The following is a 15,596-nucleotide window of genomic DNA, read 5'->3' on the forward strand; positions in this document are numbered from 1 at the left end:
GACCTCCTAAATCTGTAAGCAACTCATACCTCATGGATAAATTTTTAAACTAATATTTTTGTATTTATTTTCTACCCAAACAACTCACTCGCCACGTCTTCAATTTTGGCCACCAATCGAATTTTGATTCCTGTGTTTTTCAACGCAATTTTATTGTATTTGGATACAAAAATGGTCGAAAAACCTAATTTCTCCGCTTCCTGAATACGTTGGTCCACGCGATTTACCGGACGTATTTCGCCCGAAAGCCCCACTTCACCAGCAAAGCAAAAATCTTTATTGACCGCAATATCTTCATTCGAGGATAAAATGGCAGCAACAACAGCCAAATCTATCGCCGGATCATCTACGGAAATTCCTCCCGTTATGTTTAAGAAAACGTCTTTGGCGCCAAGCCTAAAACCGGCTCTTTTCTCTAAAACGGCCAGAATCATATTGAGTCTTTTTGCATTATAGCCCGTGGTGCTGCGTTGCGGTGTTCCGTAAACGGCGGTACTGACTAAGGCTTGGATTTCAATCATCAACGGTCGCATGCCTTCTAATGTGGAGGCAATCGCGGTTCCGGATAATTCCTCGTCTTTGTGTGAAATCAATATCTCCGACGGATTCGAAACTTCGCGCAAACCGTTGCCAAGCATTTCATAAATACCAATTTCAGCTGTGGATCCGAAACGGTTTTTTAACGAACGCAAAATGCGGTATACGTGATTCCGGTCGCCTTCAAACTGTAAAACGGTATCGACCATGTGTTCCAGGATTTTTGGACCTGCAATGTTTCCGTCTTTGGTGATGTGACCAATCAGGATCACGGGAATATTGGTTTCTTTGGCAAACTTGATTAGTTCGGCTGTGGTTTCCCGTATTTGAGAAATACTGCCGGGAGTGGATTCAATATAATCTGTATGAAGCGTTTGAATGGAATCGATAATCACGATTTCCGGTTCGATAGCTTCAATTTGCTTGAAGATATTTTGGGTTTTGGTTTCGGTAAGAATATAACAATTGTCTCCACTGGGCGTGATTCTCTCCGCACGCATTTTTATTTGTTTCTGGCTTTCTTCGCCCGAAACATATAAAGTTTTATAAGGTAACTTTAAGGATATCTGAAGCAAAAGGGTACTTTTTCCGATGCCGGGTTCACCGCCTAAAAGAATCAGGGAACCGGGAACTATTCCACCACCCAACACGCGATTGAGTTCGGCGTCAGTGGTGTCCATTCGGATTTCCTGAGCAGAATCAATTTCGTTTATTCGTAACGGTTTTGGTGCTTTACTGCTGGAAGTAGTTTCGCTTTTCCAAGCTGTTTTTTCTTGTTTTTGGATAATTTCCTCCGCAATGGTATTCCATTCTTTACAAGAATTGCATTGTCCTTGCCATTTTGCATACTGTGCGCCACAGTTCTGGCAAAAAAAAGTTGTTTTTACTTTTGACATTATTTTTTTGGTGTTTGGCTTATCATGTCATCGTATTTTTCCATCATCATGTTTTTTGTAAGGTCGCCAATTTCCTCTAATTGGGACCCACTTTGATAGCGTTTCGCGGCTTTTTTCGGGTCGCCCATTTTTTCATACATTAAACCCAATTCATAATCGGCCAACATTGATTTTGGATAATTTTTATTAGCGATTTCTGCTAATTTATCCAATTCTGGATAGGCTTTATTTTTTAGAATTGCCGCTTCAATGGCTTTGAAATCATTTACGCGAATAGGTATTTTTAAACCTAAACTTTTAGACAAAACAGCATATTTATTGGTCAAATAATCTACATAACCGGATTGAAGCACGGCAATTTTTTCACTGTATTCAGTAGATGAAATAGGTTTGTAGGCATCAAAAAATTGGTATAAGGCATTTGGAATCGAATAAAGCACTAGCGAATAATGTGATGCGTCCTTAAAATTATCGAACTTGTAATTTAATGCAGGATTAATAACCAGTTTTATATTTTCGTCTAGTTTTTTTATAGACTCTTGAATTTTTTTTATGTCTCCATCACCATTGGATTGATAATAAAAAATAGGTTGTTTTAAATTTGAAAGTTTTTCTGGAATGCGGTTTTCCATTTCAGGAGCCAGTTCTGGACTTAATGAAATATATCCATTGAATATAGGATTGTCTTTATACAGAAAAAAGTTTAGAAATCCCGCTGTAGTATCGTGTCCTGCAATAATCCGGAATGGTGCAACCGGGTATTTTTTTTCGATGTATGGAATTAATTCGGCACCAATAAACTCAAAGAATTTCGCCCCTTTTCCGGAAGGAACCCCGTTTGCTTCGTCATAAGTACTGTCGTCAATGCGTTCGTTATTTTTGTTTTGGCTTATGCCAACGACAATCATTTCCGGCAAATCATCCCAGTAGGCACCGTAGTTCAAGGCGCCGTAAAATGGGTCAAATAAGTAATCGCCATCGAGTAAAATAAGTATTGGATACTTTTTATTTGGATTTTTTTCGAAAGAAGGAGGTAAGCCAATTGTAATTTCCCGGGTTTCGCCCAGTGCATTTGAATCGAATGGTATTGTGGTTTTTTGTGAAGATGCTGTAATAGTGAAGAATAAGAATAGTAGTAGTTGTTTCATAATTTGAAGCGTTTAGAAATTAAAATACATCTAAATAAGACAGCAATATAATACTTTATTTACTGTTATTTAAAAAACAAAAAAAGTTAAAGCGCTACAAATGCACTTGCTTTTTAGGGAAATAAATAGGATTTAGTGAGTTGAAATTGCCGCAAACAAAAAAACAACTGAATATTTGATTTTGAGTTTAAAAATCATATATTCAGTGTTTTATGGAATTAAATACTTTTACTTTGTGTGATAAAATAAGGAATTTACCTTTTTCAAAAGGTATATCAGTACGTATTTCTTCTCTAAAGAATTAGGTCAAAGAATTGTCATTTTCGTTAGGGAAGATAATCCAAGGCTTGAAGGTTTTGGCTTCTTCAAATTCCAGGATCGCATATGAAATAATGATAATAATATCGTCTTTTTGTACTTTTCTGGCTGCTGGACCATTTAGGGTTATAATGCCTGAATTTTTTTCGCCTTTGATGGCGTAGGTGTCAAAGCGTTCGCCATTGTTGATGTTTACAATGAATACTCTTTCTCCTTCAATGATATTGGAGGCTTCCAGTAAAGCTTCATCTATGGTAATGCTTCCGATATAATTTAAATCGGCTCCAGTTACTTTTACTCTGTGTATTTTTGATTTTACGACTTGAATTTGCATGTTACAAAAGTAAATTAATTTAATGATATGGTGTCAATCAATCGAATATTGTTGACTAGTACCGCAATGAAAGCACGGTATTTTTTATTTTTATTTTTTCTGGTACTAGGTAAAAGTGTTGCCTCATCAGCAATTACGAAATATTCTAATGTAAATCGAGTGTTCTTATTGAATAATTTTTGAACCCATTCTGAAATAATTGCAGTACTATTGGCTGCAAATTTTTCTTTTGCCGCGGTTAGTGTTTTATAAATAATAGCCGCTTCGTCTCTTTCTTCTGTTGATAAACGTTCGTTTCTGGAGCTCATGGCAAGATTGTTAGATTCTCTATAAATGGGACAGCCAATTACATTTACTTGTAAGTGGTTTTTGACGACCATTTTTTTGACAATTTGTAATTGTTGAAAGTCTTTTTCACCAAAATACGCGTTTGTTGGTTCCACTATTTCAAAAAGACGTTTTACAATTGTACCAACGCCATTAAAATGGCCGGGTCTGAATTTGCCTTCCATTTGATTTTCTAATCCATCAAAATCGAAAGATTGAGAAAGTGGTTTTCCGTCATAAATATCTTCAACAGATGGGGCGTATAGAATTATATTTGGATTTAAAGCAGTAAGTTTTTTCACGTCTTCTTCCAATGTTCTTGGATATTTTGCTAAATCTTCAGGATTGTTAAATTGTGTTGGGTTTACAAAAATACTCACAACAGTATTTTCATTTTCCAGTAATGATTTTTGCATTAATGCCAAATGACCTTGATGTAAAGCGCCCATGGTGGGAACAAATCCAATAGTGGACTGGACTGTTTTTATGGATTTCAAATAGTCGATTAAAGATGCTTTTCCGTAGAAAATATGCATGGCAGTATTATTAAAATTAAATGCAAACTTACTATTTTAGTTAATAACTGCATAAAATTTTGTAATTTTGCATGGTTTTTATTGCCAATAAATTAAGTAAATTACAATATGAAAGATAAGAGGATATTATATGTATCATCTGAAGTGGTGCCTTATCTCGCTGAAAATGAGGTCTCTTTAATGTCTTACGACGTGCCGAAAATGATTAATGATCAAGGTGGACAGATAAGAATTTTTATGCCAAGGTATGGAAATATTAATGAGAGAAGACATCAATTGCACGAAGTAATTAGACTTTCGGGGATGAATTTGGTAGTGAACGACTTGGATATGCCTTTGATTATAAAAGTGGCTTCGATACCAAAAGAAAGAATACAGGTTTACTTTATTGATAATGATGAGTATTTCAAAAGGAAAGCCACATTTGCTGATGAAGAAGGTGTAATGTATCCTGATAATGATGAACGTGCTATTTTCTTTGCAAAAGGAGTTGTTGAAACTGTAAAAAAACTCAATTGGGTTCCTGATATTATTCACGTTCATGGATGGATGGCTGCTATGTTGCCCATTTATATGAAGCATTTTTACAAAAATGAAGCATTGTTTTCAGAAACTAAGATTGTTACTTCTGTTTACAGTCAGTCTTTTGACGGTACTTTAGATGTAGAGATGATTAATAAAGTAAAATTTGACGGTATTCCTGATGAGGCAATTTCTGATTTAGAAGTTCCAGACTACGAAAATATTATTAAGGCTACCATTAAACATTCCGATGCGGTGATTATTGCATCAGAAAACCTGTCTCCAAGTTTAACAAAATATATAGAATCTTCAGGAAAACCTTTTTTACCTTTCGCACCGAAAGATGCATTCGCGGAAGCGTATACTAATTTCTATAGAAACGAGGTTCTTTAAATTAAACTTTTTTATTAAATATGTACAATAATTCTTTTTTTAAGAAAATTCTGGTAGTTGTGAGTGTTGTTTTTTTATATTCTTGTGATAAAGATTATAATGAAATTGGAGGTGATTTAATTGGGGATAACAATTTTGATCTCAAAAAAGAAACGTACGATGTTTTAGCTTACAATCAAAAAACAGGACCTATACAATCGAATAATCTTGTTGTAAATCCTTTGGGGATTTATAACAACTCAAATTTTGGCGAGACAACGGCCAATTTCGGTACTCAATTGACTTTGTCTGCAACGATAACAGCTGTTGGGACAAGACCTTATATTGAAAGTGTTGTTCTGACTTTGCCATATTATTATGATGCGTCAAAAACGGTTACAAAAACAGATGGCAGTCATGAATATGTCCTAGATTCTATATATGGAGCTGATAAGGCTGTAATGAAACTAAGTGTTTACGAATCGGGTTATTATATGAGAGATTCAGATCCTATAGGTGGATTTCAACAGCCTCAAAAATATTTTACAAATCAAAATTCAGAATTTGATAATGTTAAAAAACCTAATCGTTTAAATGACGATTCTAGTTTGGCTCAAAATGATAGCTTTTTCTTTGACCCAGCAGAGCATGTTGTGACTTCAACGGATTCAATTACTAAAGTGGTTACAACTACAAGAACTCCTCCAGGAATGAAATTAAGCTTGAATAGAGGCTATTTCAAAACAAGAATAATTGATGCTGTGGCTGCTGGAAAATTGGCCACAAATGATGTTTTCAAAGAGTACTTCAGAGGGCTTTATTTTAAAATGGAAAAATCAGGAAGTAGTGCCGGAAATTTAGCAATGTTGAATTTTAAGGAAGGAAAAATTACTATAAAATATAATGAAGATTTGTCCACAACAACTGGTGGTGTGACTACAATTACACGAGTTAAAAAAACTATAGTACTTAACATGACTGGAAACTCTGTGAGTTTGTTGAATACTGATTTTGCAGGAAGTGGACTTGCTTATAATGCGTTGCCAAACACGGGAAATACAACCGAAGGTGATGATAAACTGTATCTAAAAGGTGGTGAAGGATCCGTGGCTGTGATTAGCCTTTTTAATACCCCAGGTCAGTTAGAAGCTATTAGGAATAGTGGGTGGTTGATTAATGAAGCTAATTTGGTTTTTCATATTGATGCTGCTACTATGGCTAATAATTATGAGCCACGAAGAATCTATTTATATGATTTTAATAATAACCGACCTATTGTTGATTATTATGCTGATGTAACAACAAACAGCATCGATATTAAAAGATCAAAAGTCATTTTTGATGGTAATATAAATACTGATGCTACCAGTAAAAGAGGAGTTACATATAAAATTAGAGTTACAAATCAAATAAGGAATCTTGTTAAGTATAAAGATTCAACTAATGTTAAATTGGGCTTAGTAGTTACAGAAGATATTGCAACAATCGCTTCTCATAAATTAAGAACCCCAAACGCTTTTATTTCGGGAGCGCCAAAAGCATCAGTAATGAATCCCTTAGGAACTATTTTGTTTGGAGGGAAATCCACAGTTCCTGATGATAAGAGATTGAAACTTGAAATTTATTATACAAAACCTAATTAAAGTAAGACTATGTGTGGAATCGTTGGATATATTGGTTATAGAGAAGCTTATCCTATTGTAATAAAAGGATTAAAGAGACTCGAATATAGAGGTTATGACAGCGCTGGTGTGATGTTGTATGACGGTGAAGAACTAAAACTTTGTAAAACAAAAGGTAAGGTTTCAGATCTTGAGGAGAAAGCTTCTAAAGCAATTACAACAAACGGAACAATAGGAATTGGACATACGCGTTGGGCAACTCATGGTGTGCCAAACGATGTGAATTCACATCCACATCTTTCAAATTCAGGAGATTTGGCAATAATTCATAATGGTATCATTGAGAATTATGCGCCATTGAAAGCTGAATTAATAAAAAGAGGGTATGTTTTCCATTCTGATACAGATACTGAAGTATTGGTAAATCTTATTGAAGAGGTACAAACAAAAGAGAATTTAAAACTGGGAAAAGCGGTTCAGGTAGCGCTGAATCAAGTAGTGGGAGCTTATGCAATTGCTGTTTTTGACAAAAAGAATCCAAACGAAATTGTTGCTGCCAGATTAGGAAGTCCATTGGCAATTGGAGTAGGAGAAGGAGAATATTTCATTGCCTCCGATGCTTCGCCTTTTATAGAATATACTTCTAATGCTATCTATCTTGAAGATGGAGAAATGGCAAATATTAGATTGCATAAAGCGATGAAAATTAGAAAAATTAAAGATGATTCTTTAGTTGATCCTTATATTCAGGAGCTTCAAATGAACTTAGAGCAAATTGAAAAAGGTGGTTACGATCATTTTATGCTTAAGGAAATTTATGAGCAACCAAGTGTTATAAAAGATACGTATCGCGGAAGACTTCATGCTAATGAAGGTATTATTCAAATGGCAGGAGTTGAGGATAATTTAGAAAAATTCCTTAATGCCGATAGAATTATTATAGTAGCCTGTGGAACTTCATGGCATGCTGGTTTAGTAGCAGAATATGTTTTTGAAGAGTTTGCACGTATTCCTGTAGAAGTAGAATATGCTTCAGAATTTAGATATAGAAACCCAATCATAAACAGTAAAGACGTAGTTATTGCTATCTCACAATCTGGAGAAACGGCAGATACTATGGCCGCAATAAAACTAGCCAAAGAGCATGGAGCATTTGTGTTTGGTGTTTGTAATGTGGTAGGTTCTTCTATTTCTAGAGAAACACATGCGGGAGCTTACACGCATGCCGGACCTGAAATAGGTGTGGCATCGACTAAAGCTTTTACCACACAAATTACAGTATTGACAATGATAGCTTTGCGTTTGGCAAAAGCCAAAGGAACTTTGTCAAATAGTGATTTTCATACCTATTTGCAAGAATTGGAAATTATTCCTGAAAAAGTGAAAGAAGCTTTAGAAACAAATGAGAAGGCAAAAGAAATTGCTTCAGTTTTTAAAGACGCTCCAAATTGTCTTTATTTAGGAAGAGGGTATAACTTTCCTGTAGCTCTTGAAGGCGCTTTGAAGCTTAAAGAGATATCCTATATACATGCTGAAGGATATCCTGCAGCAGAGATGAAACACGGGCCAATTGCATTAATTGACGAACTTATGCCGGTGGTTGTTATTGCTCCAAAACAAGGACACTACGACAAAATTGTAAGTAATATTCAGGAGATTAAATCCAGAAGCGGGAAAATTATTGCCGTAGTAACTAAAGGTGATACACAAGTGCGCGAATTAGCTGATTATGTTATTGAAATCCCTGAAACATCAGATGCTTTATCGCCATTGATTACCACAATTCCATTGCAGCTTTTATCATATCATATTGCTGTTATGCGTGGTTGTAATGTAGATCAACCTCGTAATTTAGCAAAATCAGTAACTGTGGAATAAATTTATTTGCAAAAAAGCGTTACATTATAATATTTTAAACTAAGCCTCGAAAGATTTTCTTTCGAGGCTTTTTTTTTGAATAAGTATTTTAGGACGTGGCTTTTTAAATGCCTAAAAGAGTAAAGAAAACGTTAAATTTCCCCTTCTTAATCACTTTTATCAAATATCTAAAATTTAATATTTTTTTTGTGATAAATGTATTTTTTATATGCATGCATAATGATATTCTGTTATTATTACACAATTTTTAACATATAACAATAAAAAATAAATATAGAATAAGTGCAAATGATGTAAAATAATTGATAAATATGAAATTTTTTAAGGGCTTTTTTAATAATATCAAAAATATTTGTACTTTGGCGTCATAAACCAACAAATTATAACCCAATGAGAGTGTATTTACTTTTTTTGTCATTGTTTTTTTGTAGCCTAACTTTTGCTCAAAATTCAATTTCAGGTATTGTTACAGACAGTAACAATCAACCTATTCCTGGAGCCAACATTAAAATCGTTGGAGATACTTCGGGTACGATAACCGATTTCGATGGTTCTTTTACTTTACAATCGTCTAGAAAGCCGCCTTTTACAATTGAGGTTACGAGTGTAGGGTATAGTTCTCAAAAGATCAGTGTTTCTTCTAATACTCAGAAGGTAGTGGTAAAGCTTCAGGATGAAGAGACTAAGCTAAATGAGATAGTAGTTTCGGCTTCAAGAACTCCAGAAAGAGTGTTAGAATCGCCGGTGACAATTGAAAGAATGGGTATCGCTGATATTAAAAAATCGGCATCTCCAACTTTTTATGATGGTTTAGAAAATTTGAAAGAAGTTCAGATGAATACAAGTAGTTTGTCTTTTAAATCAATAAACACGCGTGGTTTTGCTACTGTGGCCAATACGCGTTTTATGCAATTAGTTGATGGAATGGACAATTCTTCGCCGCTATTGAATTTTGTATTGGGTAACATGATTGGTGTTTCGGAAATTGATGTTCAGAGCGTGGAGTTGTTGCCTGGAGCATCATCAGCTTTATATGGTGCAAATGCTTTTAATGGTATTTTGTTTATGAATAGTAAAAATCCATTTACAAGTCAAGGTATTACAGCTTATGCAAAGTATGGACAGACGGTTCAAGATGCTGCCGGTTCAAATGATTACGTTGATTATGGAATAAGAATGGCACATGCATTTAGTTCAAAATTGGCTGGAAAAGCTAACTTCACTTACTTGCATGGTACAGATTGGCATGCTACAAACTATGATGACAAGAGAGTTGTGGGAAGAGATAGAAGTGATGTGAATTATGATGGTATTAATGTGTATGGTGATGAAGTTACTACTAATATAAAAGGAGTAGGTCAATCTTTGGCCTCTTTGGGTTTAATACCAGCAGGAGCTGTGAATTTGCTTCCAAATTACAACGTGAGTAGAACGGGATACAATGAAGTGGATTTAACAAATAACAAAGCCAGTAATACTAAAATTGATTTCTCTCTTCACTACAGACCTTTTGGGAGTGAAAATTTAGAAGTTATTTGGCAAAGTAAATTTGGTTTCGGAAACGCAGTATACCAAGGAGCAAATAGATATTATCTGAATGATTTTTTTATGCAACAGCATAAATTAGAAATAAAAGGGAAAAATTTCTTTGTAAGAGGGTATACAACTAACGAAGATGGAGGGAAATCGTATGATATGCTTTTTACAGGAATCAACATAAATAGAAAATGGAAGGATGATAAAACATGGTTTGGGCAATATGCCGGAGCTTATATTCAATCAACTTTAGGCGGTGCAAGTCCGGAAAATGCACATATAATCGCAAGAAATACGGCAGATACTGGAAGACTTATTCCTGGTACACCGGAATTTAAAGCTGCTTTTAATAGTGTTATTGCTGATCCAAGTGTGCTTTCGGGTTCAAAACTGGTGGATAATTCCAAAATATACCATTCTGATGCCAATTATAATTTTAAAGACATTATAAAATTTGCAGAAATCCAAGTAGGCGGGTCTTTTAGACTTTATGAATTAAATTCTTATGGTAGAATTTATACCGATGCAAATGGTCCGATTAATTATAATGAATACGGTGCTTACACACAATTAACAAAAAGATTTATAGAGGATAGATTGAAATTTACCGGATCTATTCGCTACGATAAATCAAAAAATTTCGACGGTAGTGTTTCTCCAAGAGTTTCTCTAGTATATTCTGGAGGAGAAAGCAAGAAACACAACTTTAGAACTTCTTTTCAAACGGGGTTTAGAAATCCATCAACACAAGATCAATACATTGGGTTTAATGTTGGAAGTGCCATATTACTTGGTTCAGCTCCAGATAATTTAACTAGATATAGTGAAACTTTGCCAGTTTCTACTGCTGTTGGTCAAGCTTTTGCTGGTGGAACTTCTGTTGTTATGACTGGTTTGAATGCTTATAATAATTCATACACAGCTTCGTCAGTTGGTGCTTTTAGTGCATTAGCGTCTAGTAATCCTATTGCTGGCTCGGCTTTGTTAAGAAAAACAAATGTAGATTATGTAAAACCTGAACAGGTTAAGGCGTTTGAAATAGGGTATCGTTCTTTTATAAAAGATGTGTCTATTGACGTTAATGGATATTATAATATTTATAATGATTTTATCGGTAATTTAAATGTTGTAGCTCCCTTTTATGGTACGGCAGCAGATTCTCCAAATCCTTTAGCGGGGCCTACAGATCCGGGAGCTCAATCATTGCATGCGCTTCAAAATGGTAATTTCAGAGCATATCAATTGTATACTAACACTGACATAGAAATCGAATCACTTGGTTTTGGTCTTGGACTTTCTAAAAAAGTATATAGAAACTTTGAAGTTGGTGTGAACTATAATTTTGCAGAATTTAAATTCGATCAGGAAAAAGACCCAAGTTTTGAAGCTGGTTTTAATACACCAAAACACAGAGTAAAAGCATCATTTGGAAACGAAAAATTATTTAATAATTTTGGATTTAACGTAAGTGGAAGATGGAATAGTGAGTATTTGTGGCAATCCACAATGGCAGATGGTATGATCGATGCTGCTACTGTTATTGATGCTCAAGTTAATTACAATATGCCAAAACTAAAATCAACGCTTAAATTAGGAGCTTCAAACATTGGAGGAAAAGAATATACTCAAGTATTAGGTGCAGGATTAATTGGGCAGCAGTTTTTTGCTTCTTGGACAATCAACCCGTAATTGAGTCAATAATTTAAAAAAAAACTTAACCATGATAAAAAATTTCAAATGGCTACTATTGGTTTCTTTAGGCTTTGTAGCATGTAATAATGATGATGAAGCGGTGGTTGTTCATAATTCATCTGACGGATTGCCCTTAACGGCAGGTTCAGCAAGCTTTTCTAAATATGTTGCATTGGGAGATTCGTTTGCAGCGGGATATAGTGATGGCGCGCTTTTCAAAAAAGGACAGGAAGGTTCTTATGTTAATATACTATCACAGCAATTTGCTGCAGCTGGAGGGGGTGATTTTAAAACACCTTTTACATCGGATAATGTTGGAGGATTGTTGCTGGGTGGAAATGTAATAGCAGGAGTTCGCTTGTATTTTAACGGTACTGGACCTGTGCCGGTAAGCGGAACACCGACGACAGAAGTGAATACTAAGGTTACGGGGCCATTTAATAATTTGGGGGTTCCCGGGGCAAAAAGCTATCATTTGGTAGCGCCAGGATATGGAAATGTAGTAGGTGTTCTTTCAGGCGCTGCGAATCCTTATTTTGCACGATTTGCAACTACAGCTGGGACAACAATTTTAGCAGATGCTTTAGTTCAAGCGCCTACTTTCTTTTCTTTATGGATTGGTGGTAATGATGTTTTGAGTTATGCGACATCTGGAGGTATTGGTGTAAACCAAACAGGGAATTTAAATCCAGCCACATATGGAGGGAATGATATAACAGATCCAAATGTTTTTGCGAGTGTATATTCAAGCTTGGTTACAAATCTAACGGCCAACGGAGCAAAAGGAGTAGTTGCGAATCTTCCTTATGTAAATACACTTCCTTATTTCACGACCGTTCCTTACAATCCATTGACGGCTAAAGTTCTTGGTAGTGGTAGTGAAGCTGTAGGTCAAGCTACTATAGCTGCCTTAAATGCTCAGTTGTATGGTCCGTTAAAACAAGCGTTAACGGCATTTGGAGCAGGAGCTAGAATCAATCTTCTTTCTACAACGGTTGCTAATCCAATGTTGATTAAAGATGAGTCTTTAACAAATTTGTCGGCTCAATTAACAGCAGCTTTTACTCCAAGTTTGGGTGCGGCTACAGCGGCCTTTTACGGAAGTGTTTTTGGACAGGCTCGACAAGCTACTGCTACGGATTTGGTAGTCTTGCCAGCACAATCTGCAATTGGAGCTGCACCGACTGCAGTTGATTCAGGTATAGGAATGGCACCACCGTCTCCTTTAAATAAATTCGGAATTACCTATCCATTACAAGACAAACATGTCCTGATACCAACAGAAATTGCGGAAGTAAAAGTTGCTACGGATGCTTATAATGTTGCTATAAAAACAATTGCTGATGCTAAAGGGTTGGCTTTTGTGGATACAAAAGTGATTATGACTGAATTGTCAACTACAGGAATAGTAAGTAATAGTTTTACTCTTACCTCTACCTATGTAACAGGAGGAGCGTTTTCGCTTGATGGTGTTCATCCTAGCCCAAGAGGCTATGCTTTAATAGCCAATAAATTTCTTGAAGCAATTAACGCTAAATATGGTTCGAATTTAAAAGGAGTAGATTTAGGACAATATCGAATTTTATTTCCAAGGTCGCTTTAATTTAATGATATTATTTTAAGTAAAAAACCACCCGTTTTAAGACGCGGTGGTTTTTTATTTCATTAAAATCTAGCGTTTTTGTTTGTTTGTAAACGGGTTTGAAACAATCCGTTAAAATTATCCTGTTTTTTATAAAAAAAATTATTGATTTTATATTTTAAAAAATTATCTTTGCGCACTGAAAAAAGTGTCTAATCGATAAGATTCGATTGGTTCTGTTTCATAAACCTAAATAGCTATTTAATAAATACATAAGTAATGTCAAAAGTAATAGGAAAAGTTGCCCAGATCATTGGCCCAGTAGTTGACGTTGTTTTCAACGGTAAGGATGTTGAACTTCCAAAAATTTATGATTCGTTAGAAATCACAAAAAAAGATGGTACATTATTAGTACTTGAAGTACAATCTCACATTGGTGAAAACACAGTTCGTACCATTTCGATGGACTCAACAGATGGTTTGAGTAGAGGTTATGAAGTAGTTGGAACAGGGAACCCTATCCAAATGCCAATCGGTGCCGATGTATACGGTCGTTTATTCAACGTAATTGGAGATGCCATTGATGGTTTAGGAAACTTGCCAAAAACAGGAGAAAACGGGATGTCTATTCACAGACAAGCACCAAAATTCGAAGATTTGTCAACTTCATCTGAAGTTTTATTCACAGGAATCAAAGTAATCGATTTAATTGAGCCTTACTCAAAAGGGGGTAAAATTGGATTGTTCGGTGGTGCTGGTGTTGGTAAAACAGTATTGATTCAGGAGTTGATTAACAATATCGCAAAAGGTCACGGTGGACTTTCAGTATTCGCAGGAGTAGGAGAAAGAACACGTGAAGGAAATGACTTACTTCGTGAGATGTTAGAGTCAGGAATTATAAAATACGGTGATGAATTCATGCACTCTATGGAAAATGGAGGATGGGATTTATCTAAAGTAGATATGCCAGGAATGAGAGAGTCTAAAGCTACTTTCGTTTTCGGTCAAATGAATGAGCCTCCAGGAGCTCGTGCTCGTGTGGCACTTTCTGGATTATCTATTGCGGAATATTTCCGTGATGGAGCAGGGACTGATCAAGGGAAAGACGTTTTGTTCTTCGTTGATAATATCTTCCGTTTTACACAAGCAGGTTCTGAGGTTTCAGCACTTTTAGGTCGTATGCCATCTGCGGTAGGGTACCAACCAACATTGGCTACTGAAATGGGTGCGATGCAAGAGCGTATCACATCTACAAACAAAGGTTCTATTACATCTGTACAGGCGGTTTACGTTCCTGCGGATGATTTAACGGATCCAGCTCCGGCTACAACTTTTGCTCACCTTGATGCAACTACAGTATTGTCTCGTAAAATTGCTGAGTTAGGTATTTATCCTGCAGTGGATCCATTGGATTCTACTTCAAGAATACTTACTCCTCAAATTTTAGGTGATGAGCATTATGACTGTGCACAAAGAGTGAAAGAAATTTTACAAAAATACAAACAGTTACAAGATATCATTGCGATCCTTGGTATGGAAGAATTGTCTGAAGAAGATAAATTATCTGTTTCAAGAGCACGTCGTGTACAACGTTTCTTATCTCAACCTTTCCACGTTGCTGAGCAATTTACAGGATTAAAAGGGGTATTAGTTGATATCAAAGATACTATCAAAGGATTTAATATGATTATCGACGGTGAATTAGATCACTTGCCAGAATCAGCTTTTAACCTTAAAGGTACTATCGAAGAAGCTATCGAAGCTGGAGAAAAAATGTTAGCGGAAGCTTAAAAAGAATTATAAATTATGAATTATAAATTATGAATTGGGTAGCCTCAAATAATTTATAATTCATAATTCATAATTCATAATTGAAAAAATTATGATTTTAGAAATAGTATCACCAGAAGCAAAATTATTTTCAGCAGAAGTAACCTCGGTTACATTGCCAGGAGTTGATGGAAGTTTTCAAATTTTGAATAATCACGCACCAATCGTTTCTATTTTAGCAAAAGGTATCGTGAAAATTACAGCTTCTAATTTTGCTTTTGCAAAAGAAGTAGCCAATAAATTTACTAAGTTAGATGCTCAAAATTATACGCTGGCTATCAATTCAGGAACAATTGAAATGAAAGACAATAAAGTTATTATTTTAGCGGACTAAAGTAATTTCGATTAATAAAATGGAAAAGCCAAACAGGAATGTTTGGCTTTTTTTATGTTCAATCGCCAAGCATGATATTTCAAATAATGCCATCTTTTTCATAATTAGCATTGTTTTGAAACCAATAACCTT

11 protein-coding genes are annotated in these 15,596 nt (G+C 35.3%); 7 read left to right on the forward strand and 4 right to left on the reverse strand.

All coding sequences use genetic code 11. The features are described from left to right. Positions 1-71 precede the first annotated feature (71 nt). The 4 genes from radA to panC form a co-directional block, all read right to left on the reverse strand. Positions 72-1,433, reverse strand: a complete 1,362-nt coding sequence (gene radA, locus E0H99_RS03025) for a DNA repair protein RadA (protein ID WP_131991039.1) — start codon at positions 1,431-1,433, stop codon at positions 72-74. Beyond that, positions 1,433-2,581 carry an alpha/beta hydrolase gene (locus E0H99_RS03030; RefSeq protein WP_131991041.1) on the reverse strand — a complete coding sequence of 383 codons (1,149 nt, stop codon included), beginning with the start codon at positions 2,579-2,581 and terminating at the stop codon, positions 1,433-1,435. The genes radA and E0H99_RS03030 overlap by 1 nt, the downstream gene beginning before the upstream one ends. Before the next feature lie 301 nt (positions 2,582-2,882). Next, positions 2,883-3,233 (reverse strand): aspartate 1-decarboxylase, encoded by a 351-nt coding sequence (panD, locus tag E0H99_RS03035; protein WP_131991043.1) that lies wholly within the window; start codon positions 3,231-3,233, stop codon positions 2,883-2,885. A gap of 14 nt (positions 3,234-3,247) precedes the next feature. Beyond that, positions 3,248-4,096: a pantoate--beta-alanine ligase gene (gene panC, locus E0H99_RS03040; protein WP_131991045.1), complete on the reverse strand. Its 849-nt coding sequence runs from the start codon at positions 4,094-4,096 to the stop codon at positions 3,248-3,250. 108 nt (positions 4,097-4,204) lie between these two features. Between panC and E0H99_RS03045 the strand changes: the two genes are divergently transcribed. The 7 genes from E0H99_RS03045 (at position 4,205) to E0H99_RS03075 (ending at position 15,464) form a co-directional block, all read left to right on the forward strand. Beyond that, complete coding sequence (locus E0H99_RS03045) at positions 4,205-5,011, forward strand: glycogen/starch synthase (RefSeq protein ID WP_131991047.1); 807 nt, start codon at positions 4,205-4,207, stop codon at positions 5,009-5,011. A gap of 20 nt (positions 5,012-5,031) precedes the next feature. Beyond that, positions 5,032-6,633 (forward strand): DUF4270 domain-containing protein, encoded by a 1,602-nt coding sequence (locus E0H99_RS03050; protein WP_131991049.1) that lies wholly within the window; start codon positions 5,032-5,034, stop codon positions 6,631-6,633. A 9-nt stretch (positions 6,634-6,642) separates the two neighbouring features. After that, complete coding sequence (gene glmS, locus E0H99_RS03055; RefSeq protein ID WP_131991051.1) at positions 6,643-8,490, forward strand: glutamine--fructose-6-phosphate transaminase (isomerizing); 1,848 nt, start codon at positions 6,643-6,645, stop codon at positions 8,488-8,490. Between the two features lie 390 nt (positions 8,491-8,880). Continuing rightward, a complete protein-coding gene (locus E0H99_RS03060) occupies positions 8,881-11,715 on the forward strand; it encodes a TonB-dependent receptor domain-containing protein (protein ID WP_131991053.1) in 2,835 nt (944 codons plus the stop codon). A 31-nt stretch (positions 11,716-11,746) separates the two neighbouring features. Next, positions 11,747-13,321 carry a G-D-S-L family lipolytic protein gene (locus E0H99_RS03065; protein ID WP_131991055.1) on the forward strand — a complete coding sequence of 525 codons (1,575 nt, stop codon included), beginning with the start codon at positions 11,747-11,749 and terminating at the stop codon, positions 13,319-13,321. A gap of 258 nt (positions 13,322-13,579) precedes the next feature. Further along, entirely contained in the window at positions 13,580-15,091 is a 1,512-nt protein-coding gene (gene atpD / locus E0H99_RS03070) for a F0F1 ATP synthase subunit beta (protein ID WP_073352327.1), read from the forward strand. Between the two features lie 91 nt (positions 15,092-15,182). Then, a complete protein-coding gene (locus E0H99_RS03075) occupies positions 15,183-15,464 on the forward strand; it encodes a F0F1 ATP synthase subunit epsilon (protein ID WP_131991057.1) in 282 nt (93 codons plus the stop codon). The last annotated feature ends 132 nt before the right edge of the window (positions 15,465-15,596 follow it).

It is taken from the genome of Flavobacterium sp. GT3P67, assembly GCF_004349155.1.
GTDB lineage: Bacteria > Bacteroidota > Bacteroidia > Flavobacteriales > Flavobacteriaceae > Flavobacterium > Flavobacterium ranwuense.